Annotated in this window: 12 protein-coding genes; 3 read left to right on the forward strand and 9 right to left on the reverse strand. The window is 61.2% G+C overall.

Features of this window, described 5'->3' with window-relative positions:
* Nucleotides 1-67: 67 nt before the first annotated feature.
* The 9 genes from BW43_RS26780 to bioB all read right to left on the reverse strand — a co-directional run bounded on the left by BW43_RS26780 (nt 68) and on the right by bioB (nt 10,461).
* On the reverse strand, nt 68-1,837 hold the full coding sequence (locus tag BW43_RS26780) for an acyl-CoA dehydrogenase C-terminal domain-containing protein (protein ID WP_032883912.1): 1,770 nt from the start codon (nt 1,835-1,837) through the stop codon (nt 68-70).
* A gap of 90 nt (nt 1,838-1,927) precedes the next feature.
* Nucleotides 1,928-3,217, reverse strand: coding sequence for a diguanylate cyclase (locus BW43_RS26775; RefSeq protein WP_032883914.1), 1,290 nt, complete (start codon nt 3,215-3,217; stop codon nt 1,928-1,930).
* Between the two features lie 200 nt (nt 3,218-3,417).
* Nucleotides 3,418-5,223, reverse strand: a complete 1,806-nt coding sequence (locus BW43_RS26770; protein ID WP_032883916.1) for a phenylacyl-CoA dehydrogenase — start codon at nt 5,221-5,223, stop codon at nt 3,418-3,420.
* Between the two features lie 263 nt (nt 5,224-5,486).
* Nucleotides 5,487-5,768 (reverse strand): hypothetical protein, encoded by a 282-nt coding sequence (locus tag BW43_RS26765; RefSeq protein ID WP_032883917.1) that lies wholly within the window; start codon nt 5,766-5,768, stop codon nt 5,487-5,489.
* Nucleotides 5,769-5,874: 106 nt separating this feature from the next.
* Nucleotides 5,875-6,555 carry a dethiobiotin synthase gene (bioD, locus tag BW43_RS26760; protein WP_032883918.1) on the reverse strand — a complete coding sequence of 227 codons (681 nt, stop codon included), beginning with the start codon at nt 6,553-6,555 and terminating at the stop codon, nt 5,875-5,877.
* Entirely contained in the window at nt 6,552-7,364 is an 813-nt protein-coding gene (bioC, locus tag BW43_RS26755; RefSeq protein ID WP_032883919.1) for a malonyl-ACP O-methyltransferase BioC, read from the reverse strand. The genes bioD and bioC overlap by 4 nt, the downstream gene beginning before the upstream one ends.
* Nucleotides 7,357-8,088 carry an alpha/beta fold hydrolase gene (locus tag BW43_RS26750; protein WP_032883920.1) on the reverse strand — a complete coding sequence of 244 codons (732 nt, stop codon included), beginning with the start codon at nt 8,086-8,088 and terminating at the stop codon, nt 7,357-7,359. The genes bioC and BW43_RS26750 overlap by 8 nt, the downstream gene beginning before the upstream one ends.
* On the reverse strand, nt 8,081-9,262 hold the full coding sequence (gene bioF, locus BW43_RS26745; RefSeq protein WP_032883921.1) for an 8-amino-7-oxononanoate synthase: 1,182 nt from the start codon (nt 9,260-9,262) through the stop codon (nt 8,081-8,083). The genes BW43_RS26750 and bioF overlap by 8 nt, the downstream gene beginning before the upstream one ends.
* Nucleotides 9,263-9,405: 143 nt before the next feature.
* Nucleotides 9,406-10,461: a biotin synthase BioB gene (gene bioB, locus BW43_RS26740; protein ID WP_032883922.1), complete on the reverse strand. Its 1,056-nt coding sequence runs from the start codon at nt 10,459-10,461 to the stop codon at nt 9,406-9,408.
* 92 nt (nt 10,462-10,553) lie between these two features.
* Here bioB and BW43_RS26735 point away from each other — a divergent pair, with 92 nt between their 5' ends.
* The 3 genes from BW43_RS26735 (at nt 10,554) to BW43_RS26725 (ending at nt 14,086) form a co-directional block, all read left to right on the forward strand.
* The gene (locus tag BW43_RS26735; RefSeq protein WP_032883923.1) at nt 10,554-11,291 is read left to right on the forward strand and encodes a ComF family protein; all 738 of its coding nucleotides are present in this window, start codon (nt 10,554-10,556) and stop codon (nt 11,289-11,291) included.
* A gap of 52 nt (nt 11,292-11,343) precedes the next feature.
* Nucleotides 11,344-12,108, forward strand: coding sequence for a TOBE domain-containing protein (locus tag BW43_RS26730; RefSeq protein WP_032883924.1), 765 nt, complete (start codon nt 11,344-11,346; stop codon nt 12,106-12,108).
* A 79-nt stretch (nt 12,109-12,187) separates the two neighbouring features.
* Nucleotides 12,188-14,086 carry a PhoX family phosphatase gene (locus BW43_RS26725; RefSeq protein ID WP_032883925.1) on the forward strand — a complete coding sequence of 633 codons (1,899 nt, stop codon included), beginning with the start codon at nt 12,188-12,190 and terminating at the stop codon, nt 14,084-14,086.
* The last annotated feature ends 115 nt before the right edge of the window (nt 14,087-14,201 follow it).

Consider the following 14,201-nt stretch of genomic DNA (forward strand, 5'->3'; position numbering starts at 1 on the left):
CGAGTGTACCCGAACAACTTTTCAGACACATAGGGTCCACTTGTGACTGATTGGTATTTTTAAGTCACTACAGTGCAAATGCCTCCGCTGGCAGACTCATCAGGCATTCGCTGCCCGCTTGCACAGCGGCGCGGTGGGTTGTGGTACGCGGCAGCAGACGCTTGAAGTAGAACTCGCACGTGGCCAGCTTGGCCTTGGCAAACTCGACATCGTCATGGGCCTGCGCCGCGATCGCCATGCGCAGCCACAGGTAGGCAAGGACGATGTAACCGCTGTACATCAAGTAATCCACGGCAGCGGCGCCCACTTCGTCGGGATTTTTCATCGCGGCCATGCCGACCTGGGTGGTCAACTCGCCCCACTCCTGGTTCAACTGATTGAGCTGCGCCACATAGGCCTTGAACTGCGGATGTTCGGCATTCGCGGCGCAGAACTTATGCACAATCTTGGTAAACCCGCGCAGCAACTTGCCCTGGCTGCCCAGCACCTTGCGCCCCAGCAGGTCGAGTGCCTGAATGCCGTTGGTGCCTTCATAGATCGGCGCAATCCGCGCATCGCGAGCCAACTGCTCCATGCCCCATTCACGGATATAGCCATGGCCGCCAAATACCTGCATGCCGTGGTTGGTCACTTCCAGCCCGGTGTCGGTCATAAAGGCTTTGCAGATCGGCGTGAGGAACGCCAGCAGGTCTTCGGCTTCCTGGCGTTGAGCGGCATCGCTGCTCAGGTGTGCAGTGTCGAGTAATTGCGCGGTGAAGTAGGTCAGCGCGCGATTGCCTTCGTTGAAGGCTTTCATGGTCAGCAGCATACGACGCACATCGGGGTGCACGATGATCGGGTCGGCGGCTTTGTTCGGCGCCTTGGCGCCAGTCAGGGAGCGCATTTGCAGGCGGTCGTTGGCGTATTTGATCGCGCCCTGGAAGCTCGCCTCGCCGTTGCACAGGCCCTGCATGCCGGTACCCAGCCGCGCGTGGTTCATCATGGTGAACATGCAATTGAGGCCTTTGTTGGCCTCTCCAATCAAAAAGCCCTTGGCGCCGTCGAAGTTCAGCACGCAGGTGGCCGAAGCCTTGATGCCCATCTTGTGCTCGATGGAGCCGCAGTGCACCGCGTTGCGTTCGCCGGAGTCAGCGTGGAACTTGGGCACGATAAACAGCGAGATACCTTTGGTGCCCGCGGGTGCATCCGGCAGTTTGGCCAACACTAGGTGGATGATGTTGGCGCTCATGTCATGCTCACCGGCCGAGATGAAGATCTTGCTGCCGGTGATCGCATAGCTGCCATCGGCCTGGGGCACGGCGCGGGTCTTGATCAGGCCCAGGTCGGTGCCGCAATGGGCTTCGGTGAGGCACATGGTGCCGGTCCATTCGCCTGCGGTAAGTTTGCCCAGGAACGTGGCCTTCTGCTCTTCCGTCCCGTGGGCGTGGATCGCCGACATCGCGCCGTGAGTCAGGCCCGGATACATGCCCCATGAGGTGTTGCTGGAGCCGATCATCTCGCTGAGCACCAGGCCCAACGATTGCGGCAAGCCCTGGCCGCCGTAAGCCGGATCCGCCGCCACACCGTGCCAACCGCCTTCGACGTATTGGGCGAAGGCTTCCTTGAAGCCCTTGGGCGTGGTCACGACGCCATTGTCGAAATGGCAGCCCTCTTCATCACCGCTGCGGTTGAGGGGCGAGAGCACGTTCTCGCAGAATTTGGCGCCCTCTTCGAGGATAGCGCTGACCATGTCCGGGCTGGCGTCGGTTGCGCCCAGCGCGGCGTAGTGACCGTGGAAATCAAATACGTTGTCGATCAGAAAGCGCATGTCGCGCAGGGGAGCTTTGTACTCAGGCATGGTCATGTCTCCGGCAGCAGATGGTCTCAACCTACTGCTGGCCAGCGTCGCAAACAATCACTGTAGAACCGCTGAATACACCGCCATTACTTAACCGGCAGCGCTGTCCATACGCACCGCGCCACGGCGCGTCTGCCCGGCGGCGATCACGCAGTTACGCCCGGCGCCCTTGGCCGCATACAGCGCCTGGTCGGCGGACTTGAGGACTTCTTCGGAGCTGCGCTGCTCGGCCTGGCGTTCGGCCACGCCGATACTGACCGTCACCGACACACTCGTCGCGCCGCTGCCCGCCCGGCGCTGACGGCCTTGTTGATCATCCTGGGGACGGTCCGCGTTGCGCAGCTTAATGTCATAGCTGGCGATAATTTCGCGGATTTCCTCTAGGTGCGGCATGCACTCATCCAGGGTTTTGCCGGCAAACACCACGGCGAACTCTTCACCGCCGTAGCGGTAGGCGCGTCCACCGCCATTGACCTTGGACAACTTGCTCGCCACCAGGCGCAGCACTTGGTCACCCACATCGTGACCATGGGTGTCATTGAACCGTTTGAAGTGGTCGACGTCGGTCATCGCCAACACATAGTTGCGCCCCAGCCGCTGCATGCGCTCGTTGAGGGCGCGGCGTCCCGGCAGGCCGGTCAGCTCGTCGCGGAACGCCATTTGATAGGCCTCATGGGCCACGCCGGCCGCGATCATCAACATCACCTGGCTGCACATGATGTTCAGGGTGAACGGCAGGATGAAAGTTTTCGGCAGCATCCAGAACAGCCCCAGCAACCCCACCAATTGCGCCGCGTGCAGCGGGCGCGGCTGGTACCAGTATTGGGCGGCGAGGGTGAGAAAACCGATCAGGAACATCGGGTACGACAACTGGATCAGGCTCATCCAGGTCCCGTGCAGCGCCGGCCAGCGGATCTCCGCCAGCCAGTTCAACACCGCTTGGGGATAACTTTGCTCCAGGGCCAGCGCCACGCTGCCTATCGCCAGTACCACAGCGCAACGGGCCACGAAGTCGCGGAACAGATGGGTTTTCTCCTGCCACAGCGCGTAGATGCTGAACAGCAGCGGCAACAGCAGGCAACACAGATGAAACACCACGGCAGCGTCTTCGCGCACGCGGCCGTTGTCGCGATAGAAATCGGTCTGGGTATCGAGCAGGAAGTAGGCGATGTACACCGTGATCATCAAAAACAGCTCACGCTGGCGCCGATACACAGCGCAGTACGAACCGCCGAGCAACAGCACCAAGGTTGGCAACACATTGAACAGTGACGTGAAGAAGACGTTGAGGTCCTTGACGTACGCAGCCGAGAGCCCGGCCAGCAAGAGCAGCAACGAAGGGAGGAAATGACTGAAACGAACAGCGGACACGCGTGACAAGGGTAGAACTCCGACCCGCAAAAATGATGGCTATGTGCCTTAGCGCGGACAGTTAAGCACACCCTGCCTGTCACGTATCACATTGCCATCACTGTAACGGCAGGCGGCGACAATCCCTGAGCGCTGCGCTGTGTTTTTTATCGCCCATAAAAAACCGCCGCTTCCAAGGGAAGCGGCGGTTCAGGCAAACCCGGTGAGGCTTAGTAAGCCAGGCCGAAGTCTTCCTCTTTCATGTCCATCAGGTTGTTGGCGCCCGACAGCATGGTGGCTTTGTGCGCCAAAGTACGCGGCAGAATGCGTTGGAAGTAGAAGCGCGCAGTCTGCAACTTGGCGGTGTAGAACGCCTCTTCGGTCGTGCCGGCAGCCAGTTTTTCGGCCGCCAGGCGTGCCATGTCGGCCCAGAAGTAAGCCAGGCAGGCGTAACCGGAATACATCAGGTAATCCACCGAAGCGGCACCGACTTCCTCACGGTCTTTCATCGCGGCCATGCCGACCTTCATGGTCAACTCGCCCCACTCTTTGTTCAGTGCAGCCAGCGGTGTAACGAACTCCTGAACGGCCGCGTTACCTTCATTGGCCTGGCAGAACTTGTGCACGATCTTGGTGAAGCCCTTGAGCGCCTCGCCTTGGGTCATCAGCACTTTACGGCCGAGCAAGTCCAGCGCCTGGATACCGGTGGTGCCTTCGTACAGCATCGAAATGCGGCTGTCGCGAACGTTCTGCTCCATGCCCCACTCGGCGATGAAGCCGTGACCGCCGTAGATCTGCACGCCATGGTTGGCCGATTCAAAACCAACTTCGGTCATGAATGCCTTGGCGATTGGCGTCATGAAAGCCAGCAGGCCATCGGCCTGTTTCTTGGCTTCGTCATCGGTGCCGTACTTGACGATATCCACTTGCTTGGCCGTGAAGTACACCATTGCGCGATTGCCTTCGGCGAAGGCTTTCATGGTCAGCAACATGCGACGCACGTCTGGGTGCACGATGATCGGGTCAGCGGCCTTGTCCGGTGCTTTGGGGCCGGTGAGGGAGCGCATTTGCAGGCGATCGCGGGCGTATTTCAGGCCGCCCTGGAAGCCGATCTCGGCATGGGCCAGGCCTTGCAGCGCAGTGCCCAGGCGAGCGGTGTTCATAAAGGTGAACATGCAGTTCAGGCCTTTGTTCGCCGGGCCGATCAGGAAACCGGTGGCCGCGTCGAAGTTCATCACGCAGGTGGCGTTGCCGTGGATACCCATCTTGTGTTCCAGGGAACCACAGGTCACCGCGTTGCGCTCACCCACCGAACCGTCGGCGTTAGGCATGAACTTGGGCACGATAAACAGCGAGATGCCTTTAGTGCCGGCCGGTGCGTCCGGCAGGCGGGCCAATACGATGTGGACGATGTTGTCGGCCATGTCGTGTTCACCGGCCGAGATGAAGATCTTGGTACCGGAGACTTTGTAGGAGCCGTCGGCCTGAGGCTCGGCCTTGGTGCGCAGCATGCCCAGGTCGGTGCCGCAGTGTGGCTCGGTCAGGCACATGGTGCCGGTCCATTCGCCCGATACCAGCTTGGTCAGGTAGGCCTCTTGCTGCTCGGGGGTGCCGTGCTCGGAGATGGTGTTCATCGCACCATGGGACAGGCCTGGGTACATGCCCCACGACCAGTTGGCTTCGCCGACCATTTCGCTCACGGCCAGACCCAGGGATTCCGGCAGGCCTTGGCCGCCGTGCTCCACGTCGTGGGCCAGGCTAGGCCAGCCGCCTTCGACGAATTGTTTGTAGGCTTCTTTGAAACCCGTCGGCGTCTTAACGCCTGACTCACTCCAGGTGCACCCTTCGATGTCGCCCACGCGGTTCAACGGTGCCAGCACTTGTTCACAGAACTTGGCGCCTTCTTCAAGGATGGCGTCGACCATGTCCGGAGTAGCGTCCTGGCAAGCCGGCAGACTCTGATAGTGCGCTTCATAACCGAGCAGTTCGTCACGAACGAAGCGAATATCACGCAAGGGGGCCTTGTAGTCAGGCATAGCGATAAACCTCTGCTGATGTAGCTGGAATGAACAACCGCGTGGATTTGTTGTGGCGGTCAAACAGGTGTTTGAAACATACGTTTACGACCTGGGGATGTCAAGCGTCGGGCAGATGCCGTCTGTCATGACGCACGTCAACCCAGGCGCAACAAGGCCTGAGGCGAGATGCCACATCGGGGAGAGTGTAGAGAGGGATCAGAATAAAACAGGACAAATGTGGGAGGGGGACGAGCCCCTCTCACATTTCGAGCGCCAGCAGATCAGGCGTAGGTGTCGATCAAGGTGCCGAGCATTTCGTCGGAAGCCTTGGCGACTTTGACGCCCAGCTCCACCTGAAACTTGCCTTCTGCCAGTTCCACCATATTGCTGGCAGAATCGGTCGGCTGGCCACGGTTGATCGCCTGCAAGCGATCATTCTGGGCATCGGAAGGTTGGCTGGTGGCTGCGCTGGCGATCTTGCCAGCGGCCTGGTCGACACGGCTCTGCCCGGACTGAATGGTGTTCAGGCCCGAATAAAACGCGCTGCTTCCAGAGATTTCCATGGCGTAAGCCTGCCTTTAGAGAATCGTGAATGCTGATTGAAGCAGAGAACCTGGCAAAACGCCCGTCAAAAACACTAATGGCATAATGCCTTAGCGATAGCCAAAATCAGTCAAGCAAGTCCAACTGTAAGTATTGCGCCACGGCTTCGGCGCTGGCGTGCTTGAGTTTCGGCACTCGACCCAGGCACGGAGCAGGTAGCCGTTCGGCCAGGGTGGCGAGGTTTTCTTCCAGACGGGAGGTCTTGGGGTCGATGATGTTCGCCACCCAGCCCGCCAGCGACAGACCATCCCTTGCGATGGCTTCGGCGGTGAGCAAAGCATGGCTGATACAGCCCAGGCGCACGCCTACCACCAAGATCACCGGCAGTTTGAGCCCGATGGCCAGGTCCGACAGATTGGCCTGGTCAGCCAACGGCACGCGCCAGCCACCTGCGCCCTCGATCAAGGTGAAATCCGCTTGCCGCGCCAGAATCTGCTGCATGGGCTTGAGCAGCGATTGCACCGTCAGCGAAACCCCCGCCTCCCTTGCTGCCAAGTGCGGGGCGATGGCGGGCTCGAAAGCCACCGGATTGACCTCGGCATAACTCAACGGCAATGAACATTCGGCCAGCAGCGCCAATGCATCGGCATTGCGCAGGCCCTCGGGGGTTACTGCGCAACCGGAGGCGACAGGTTTACCAGCGGCGGTGCTTTTGCCGGCTTGGCCGGCTGCATGCAGGAGGCCGGCGGCGATGGTGGTCTTACCGACGTCGGTGTCGGTGCCCGTAATGAAATAAGCGGCGTTCATAGAGGTTTCTCCAGTACGGCGTACACCACTTGATAAGTCGCCGGCAGGCCTTGGGACTGGCGGAATCGCTCATAAGCCTCGACCAGTGCAACAATCCGCGCACGGCCCGTCAGCCCTCCGGGGCGTCCGGGGTTGAGATTGTGTGCACCAAGAGCCTTCAATTCATGGGTCAGACTGCGCACATCCGGGTAATGCAGCACATGGGGCTGGCGCTCCAGGCTGACCACACGCAGGCCGCTGGCCGCACACAGTTGTTGGTAAGCCTCGAAGGTACGGAAGCGATTGACGTGCACCAGGCCATCGGCGGCGCGCCAGCTTTCGCGCAGTTCGTCCAATGTACCCACACACAAACTGGCAAAGGCCAATACCCCGCCCGGTTGCAGCACGCGATGTGCCTCGCTGAGCACTGCATCGAAGTTGGCACACCATTGCACCGCAAGGCTGGAGAAGATCAGCCCGCAGCTTGCATCGTGCACGGGCAAACGCTCGGCATCTCCCGCGATGAAATGCGCCGCGCCGCCTAAAGGCCGCGCATGGTTGAGCATGCCCTCAGCGATATCCAGCGCCACGCCCTCGCTGGCCGGCAATAACTCACCCAGCACGCGACTGAAATACCCAGTGCCGCATCCCATATCCAGCCAACGTCGTGGCGCGCACGCTAACGGCAGGCGCGACAGCAGTTCATGCCCCACCGCTCGCTGCAGCTCGGCGACGCTGTCGTAACTGGCCGCCGCACGGGAAAATGACGCCGCTACCTGGCGCTTGTCCGGCAAGGCACCCGGCAGAGGGGGGTGGGATAAATCAGTCATCAACGCACTCATGCAAAAAAGCCTGGATGGCCCCCGCTACTCCGTGGGGATCCTCCAGAAGAAAAGCGTGACCGGCCTGTTCAATCAGACCGATTTCAACATCGGGGAGCAGCGTCAGCAGGTCGCTGGCGGCTTCGGCAGGCACCAACCCGTCCATACCGGCAAACAGATGCAACTGCGGGCCGCGATAGGCCAGCAAGGCTTCGCGGGTGTCCAATTGCGCAAGCAGTTCAAGACCGGTCATCAACGCGCCGGACAGCGTCTGCGGCGCGCCGCTGACCAACAAACGCGCCAGCCCGCGAGGGTCTTCAGCACCTTTGGCGCACAACAGTCCGAAGCGCTTGAGGGTGACCTGGGAATCGGCGTGGCAGCCGGCGAGGAAGGAATCGAACGTCTGCGCAGGCATCGCACTCGGCCAACCCTCGTGGGCGACAAAACATGGATTGCTCGCCAGGGTCAGCAACCCGCAGCACCGTTCGCCACGTCGCGCCGCCAATTCCGAAGCCAGCATGCCGCCCAGGGACCAGCCGCCGAGCCAGGCGTTATCCGGCAATGTGGCGTCGAGTTCATCCAGCCATTCGCCGAGATCGCTGGAGTCCAGCACCGGCAACGGCTCGATCTGTACGTGCAGGTGTTCGTCCAGCCCTTGCAATGCGGCGGCCAAAGGTTCCAGCGGCGATACGCCGAGGCCCCAGCCGGGCAGCAATATCAGTCGATCACGCATGGTCGGGCTCCAGGGCGCCTAGCAAGCGGAAACACTCTTCCAATGCGTTTAACAATAGCTGCACCTGCGCCTCGCTGTGGGCCGCCGTCAATGTCACGCGCAAACGGGCGCTGCCGACGGGTACCGTTGGTGGTCGGATCGCGGTGACCATCAAGCCGCGCTCGCGCAGCATCTGGGACAAACGCACGGCTCTGGCGCTGTCGCCAATCAGGATCGGTTGGATCGGCGTAAAGCTGTCCATCAAGTCCAGGCCGAGCTGCTCGGCGCCCTGTCGGAACTGGCGGATCAGCCCATTGAGGTGCTCACGCCGCCAATGCTCGGTGCGCAGCAGCTCCAGGCTTTTCAACGTGGCGCAGGCCAACGCGGGTGGTTGGCTGGTGGTGTAGATATACGGCCGGGCGAACTGGATCAGGCTTTCGATCAATTCTTCACTGCCCGCCACAAACGCGCCGGCGGTGCCGAAGGCTTTGCCCAGGGTGCCGACCAGTACCGGCACGTCTTCCTGACTCAAGCCAAAATGCTCGACGATCCCTGCGCCGTTGGCCCCCAACGGGCCGAAACCATGGGCGTCGTCCACCATCAGCCAGGCGCCTTTGGCCTTGGCTTCACGGGCCAGCGCGGGCAAGTCGGCCAAATCGCCGTCCATGCTGAACACGCCATCGGTGACCACCAACGTATTACCGGTGGCTTTCTCCAGGCGCTTGGCCAGGCTGGCGGCGTCGTTATGCAGGTAGCGATTGAACCGCGCACCGGACAGCAAGCCCGCATCCAGCAAGGACGCGTGATTGAGACGGTCTTGCAGCACCGTATCGCCCTGCCCCACCAGCGCCGTGACTGCGCCCATATTGGCCATGTAGCCCGTGGTAAACAGCAGCGCACGGGGGCGACCGGTCAGGTCAGCCAGGGCCTCTTCCAGTTCATGGTGCGGCGTGGCGTGCCCGACCACCAAATGCGATGCGCCACCGCCCACGCCCCAACGGGACGCACCGGCACGCCAGGCTTCGATCACTTGAGGATGATTGGCCAGGCCCAGGTAGTCGTTATTGCAGAAGGCGAGCAACGGTTGGCCGTCGACCACCACTTCAGGGCCTTGGGGGCTCTGCAGCAGTGGCCGCTGACGGTAAAGGTGTTCGGCACGGCGGGCAGCGAGGCGCGCGGATAGATCAAAAGACATGCAGGCCTCGGACTAGCAGGATTAACTCGATCAAATTGTAGGAGGAGGCTTGCCCTTGATAGCGGTGGGCCAGTCACTTTATTTATCGACTGACACTCCCTCATCGGGGGCAAGCCCCCTCCCACATGGGCCTTTCATTTCAATCAGACGACAGCGTTGTAGAACTGCTCGCTGCTCTTCTGCTCGACCAACGCCTGCTCAATCGCCGCTTGATGCACTTCATCGGCGTGCTCTTCACGGGCTTCCGGCAGGATGCCCAGGCGCGAGAACAGTTGCATGTCCTTGTCGGCCTGCGGGTTGGCGGTGGTCAACAGTTTGTCGCCGTAGAAAATCGAGTTGGCGCCGGCGAAAAACGCCAGGGCCTGCATCTGCTCGTTCATGGCTTCACGGCCGGCGGACAGCCGAACATGGGACTGAGGCATCAGGATGCGCGCCACGGCGAGCATCCGGATGAAGTCGAACGGGTCGATGTCTTCGGCGTTTTCCAGCGGCGTACCGGCCACTTTCACCAGCATGTTGATCGGCACCGACTCCGGATGCTCCGGCAGGTTGGCCAACTGGATCAGCAGGTTGGCACGGTCGTCGAGGGACTCGCCCATGCCGAGGATGCCGCCGGAACAGATCTTCATCCCCGAATCACGTACATAGGCCAGGGTTTGCAGGCGCTCGCTGTAGGTGCGGGTGGTGATGATGCTGCCGTAGAACTCCGGCGAAGTGTCCAGGTTGTGGTTGTAGTAGTCGAGGCCGGCCTGGGCCAGGGCTTCGGTCTGGTCCTGGTCAAGACGGCCGAGGGTCATGCAGGTTTCCAGGCCCATGGCCTTCACGCCTTTGACCATCTGCAGCACGTACGGCATGTCTTTGGCCGACGGGTGTTTCCAGGCGGCGCCCATGCAGAAGCGCGTCGAACCGATGGCCTTGGCGCGGGCGGCCTCTTCGAGGACCTTCTGCACTTCCATCAGTTTTTCTTTTTCCAGGCCAGTGTTGTAGTGGCCCGACTGCGGACAATATTTGCAATCTTCCGGACAGGCGCCGGTTTTGATCGACAGCAGGGTCGACACCTGCACACGGTTCGCGTCGAAATGCGCACGGTGTACGGTCTGCGCCTGGAACAACAGGTCATTGAACGGCTGCACAAACAGTGCTTTGACTTCAGCCAGGGACCAATCGTGACGCAAGGTGGCGGTGATGCTGGCGCTCATGGGCGATTCCTTGATTATGCTTTGGCAAACGCTGCGGGAAGGGCAATACCCACAGGCGCGACACGGATGCTCGGCATATTTAAGGAAGATTCATGCACTGTCAACCAAGATACAAACACGAAGTTTACATCTGGTCAAAAAACATACGCACCTGTTTAATCTGCGATGAGGCCACAGAAACAGACGATTGTGTGTGCAACGTCTGCGAAACCGAGCTGCCCTGGCTGATGGATCACTGCCAGACCTGCGCGCTACCCTTGGCGATGGACGGTTTGATCTGCGGCCAATGCGTGAAACACCCCCCCGCCTTTAAACAAGTAATCGCCCCCTGGACCTACAGCTTTCCCGTGGACACCTTGATCAGTCGCTTCAAGCACCAGGCGCGCTGGCCCCTCGGGCATCTACTGGGGCACTTGCTGGGGCAACACCTGCGGGATCGCTTCGACAACAACGAACTCACCCGCCCAGACGTTCTGCTGCCGGTACCCATGGCCCGCCAGCGCTTGCGCGAGCGTGGTTATAACCAGGCGCTGATGCTGGCGCGCTGGCTCAGTGCCGACCTGAATATCCCCTACGATGAACACCTGTTATTACGCCCCCATGAAACCATGGCGCAACAGACCCTCGACGCCAAGGCGCGCAAACGCAACCTGCTCAACGCCTTCGCCCTGACCCCTGACGCCCTTGTACAAGGCCGCCACCTGGCGCTGGTGGACGACGTGCTCACCACCGGCGCCACCGCCCACAGCCTGGCGCGGCTGTTGATCAACGCCGGCGCGCGACAGGTGGACGTGTACTGCCTGGCCCGCACACCCAAGCCCGGCACTTGACTCTCATGTCTCACAGCCGCAACGTCCGCTCATCCCAACACAGCATATGCCCATGTCTCTTCCGACTTTACTGAGCCAACACATCGTCCGCCGCCCCCAACGCATCGCCCTGCTTGGGCATATCGCCGAACAGGGCTCCATCACCCGCGCCGCCAAGAGTGCTGGCTTGAGCTACAAGGCCGCTTGGGATGCCATTGATGAACTGAACAACCTCGCGCAAAAACCGCTGGTAGAACGCAGCGTCGGCGGCAAAGGCGGCGGCGGCGCCAGGCTCACGGCTGAAGGGGAACGGGTATTGCGCCTCTATCAACGCCTGCAAGCCTTGCAGGCAGAGGTGCTGGGCTCGGACGAAGCCGCCAGTGACTTCAATCTGCTGGGCCGTCTGATGCTGCGAACCAGCGCGCGCAACCAGTTGCATGGCCTGGTCATCAGAATTGAAAGCCATGGCCGCAACGACCTGATTCATTTGCAACTCGCGGGTGGATTGACCCTCGCGGCGCAAATCACCCACGACAGCACACAACGGCTGGAGCTGGAGATCGGCGTGGAAGTCGTCGCGCTGATCAAGGCTGGCTGGCTGGAATTGCTGGCACCGGATGGCGCCGTAACACCCGGACACAATTGTATGAGCGGGACGCTAGACGCCATTCTCCACGCCGAGGACGGTCCCAGCGAAGTGCGTATCGCCCTGCCCAATGGCCAGGTTTTATGCGCCCTGGCGCAGCCCGACGTACTCATCGCCCTGGACGCCGCCGAAGGCCAGGCGATCCAAGTGCAATTTGCCCCCAGTCATGTGCTGCTCGGCACACCGGTCTGAGCCGCAGAGTTCTTCAAACTGCAACAACTTCGTCACACCCGCTCCTTATGGTGTCTGCAAAAACCGCAGGGAGCCTGAGATGAGCCTATTAGAAGAAAACCAAGCCACCGACCTTGAACAGATGGTTGGCCTCACCCGCCGCCGCTTCATCGGCGCCGGCGCCCTGTGCGGTGCCGCGATGTTCCTGGGCGGCAACCTGCTGAGCCGCAGCGCACTGGCCGTGAACGCCGCTTCCGCCAGCCCGCTGCTGGGGTTTGCCAGCATCGCTGCCGCCACCAGCGACACCATCACCTTGCCGCCGGGCTACAGCGCCTCGGTGCTGATCAGTTGGGGCCAGCCGCTGCACAAAAGCGCGCCGGCCTTCGACCCTTCCGGCAACGGCACGGCCAAGGCCCAGGAACAACAATTCGGCGACAACAACGATGGCATGAGCCTGTTCGCCTTCCCCGGCGACGACAACCGCGCGCTGATGGCGATCAACAACGAATACACCAATTACCGCTATCTCTACGCCCACGGCGGCGCGCCGCAATCGGCGGAAGATGTGCACAAGGCCCAGGCCAGCGAAGGCGTGTCGGTAATTGAAGTCCGGCGCAAGGGTGACACCTGGCAGTTCGTCCAGGACTCGCGTTACAACCGCCGTATCCACGGCAACTCGCCAATCCGCCTGAGCGGCCCCGCTGCTGGCCACGACTGGCTGAAAACCAGCGCCGACAAATCCGGCAAGAAAGCCCTCGGTACCTTCCAGAACTGTGCCAACGGCAAGACACCCTGGGGCACTTATCTGACGTGTGAAGAGAACTTCACCGACTGCTTCGGCAGCAGCAACCCACAACAAACTTTCGACGCCGGACAGAAACGCTACGGCGTGGTGGCCGCCAGTAAAGACATCAACTGGCACCAGCACGACCCACGCTTCGACTTGGCCAAGAACCCCAACGAACTCAATCGTCATGGCTGGGTGGTGGAAATCGACCCATTCGACCCGCAATCCACCCCGGCCAAACGCACGGCGCTGGGCCGCTTCAAACACGAAAACGCCGCCCTCGCTGAAACCCGCGACGGCCGCGCGGTGGTGTACATGGGCGACGACGAGCGCGGTGAGTTCATCTACAAGTTCGTCAGCCGCGACAAGATCAACCACAAGAACCCCAAGGCCAACAAAGACTTGCTCGACCACGGCACCTTGTACGTGGCGATCTTCGACGCGGGCAACGGCGATGCCGACCATCCAAAGGGCAAAGGCCAGTGGGTCGAGTTGACCCATGGAAAAAACGGCATTGACGCCAGCAGCGGTTTCGCCAACCAGGCAGAAGTGCTGATCCACGCGCGCCTGGCCGCCAGTGTGGTCAAAGCCACGCGCATGGACCGCCCGGAATGGATCGTGGTCAGCCCCACCGATGGCCAGGTTTACTGCACCCTGACCAACAACGCCAAGCGCGGCGAAGACGGCCAACCGGTAGGCGGCCCCAACCCACGGGAAAAGAACGTCTACGGCCAGATCCTGCGCTGGAAAGCCAATGCCGATGACCACGGTGCGGCCGATTTCAGCTGGGATTTGTTTGTGGTCGCCGGCAACCCCGGCGTACACGCGGGCAAGCCCAAGGGCGGATCGTCCAACATCAACCCGCAGAACATGTTCAACAGCCCCGACGGTCTGGGCTTCGACAAGGCCGGACGCCTGTGGATCCTCACCGATGGCGATTACAGCAACGCGGGCGACTTTGCCGGGATGGGCAACAACCAGATGCTCTGCGCCGACCCAGTCACCGGAGAAATCCGCCGCTTCATGGTCGGGCCGGTGGCGTGTGAAGTGACGGGTATCAGCTTCTCACCGGATCAGAAAACGTTGTTTGTGGGGATTCAGCATCCGGGGGAAACCGGCGGCTCGACTTGGCCGGAGCATCTGCCGAATGGCAAGCCGCGTTCGTCGGTGATAGCGATTCGGCGAGATGATGGCGGGATTGTCGGCGCCTGATAGACCGCTATCGGGGGCAAGCGTCCTCCCACATCAGACCGCATTCCTACAGGATAAACGCGGTCACCTGTGGGAGGGCACTTGCCCCCGATGACAATGGCACAGGCGCCCCCTA

Origin of the sequence: Pseudomonas sp. RIT357 (genome assembly GCF_000632245.1) — a bacterium.
Lineage (GTDB): Bacteria > Pseudomonadota > Gammaproteobacteria > Pseudomonadales > Pseudomonadaceae > Aquipseudomonas > Aquipseudomonas sivasensis.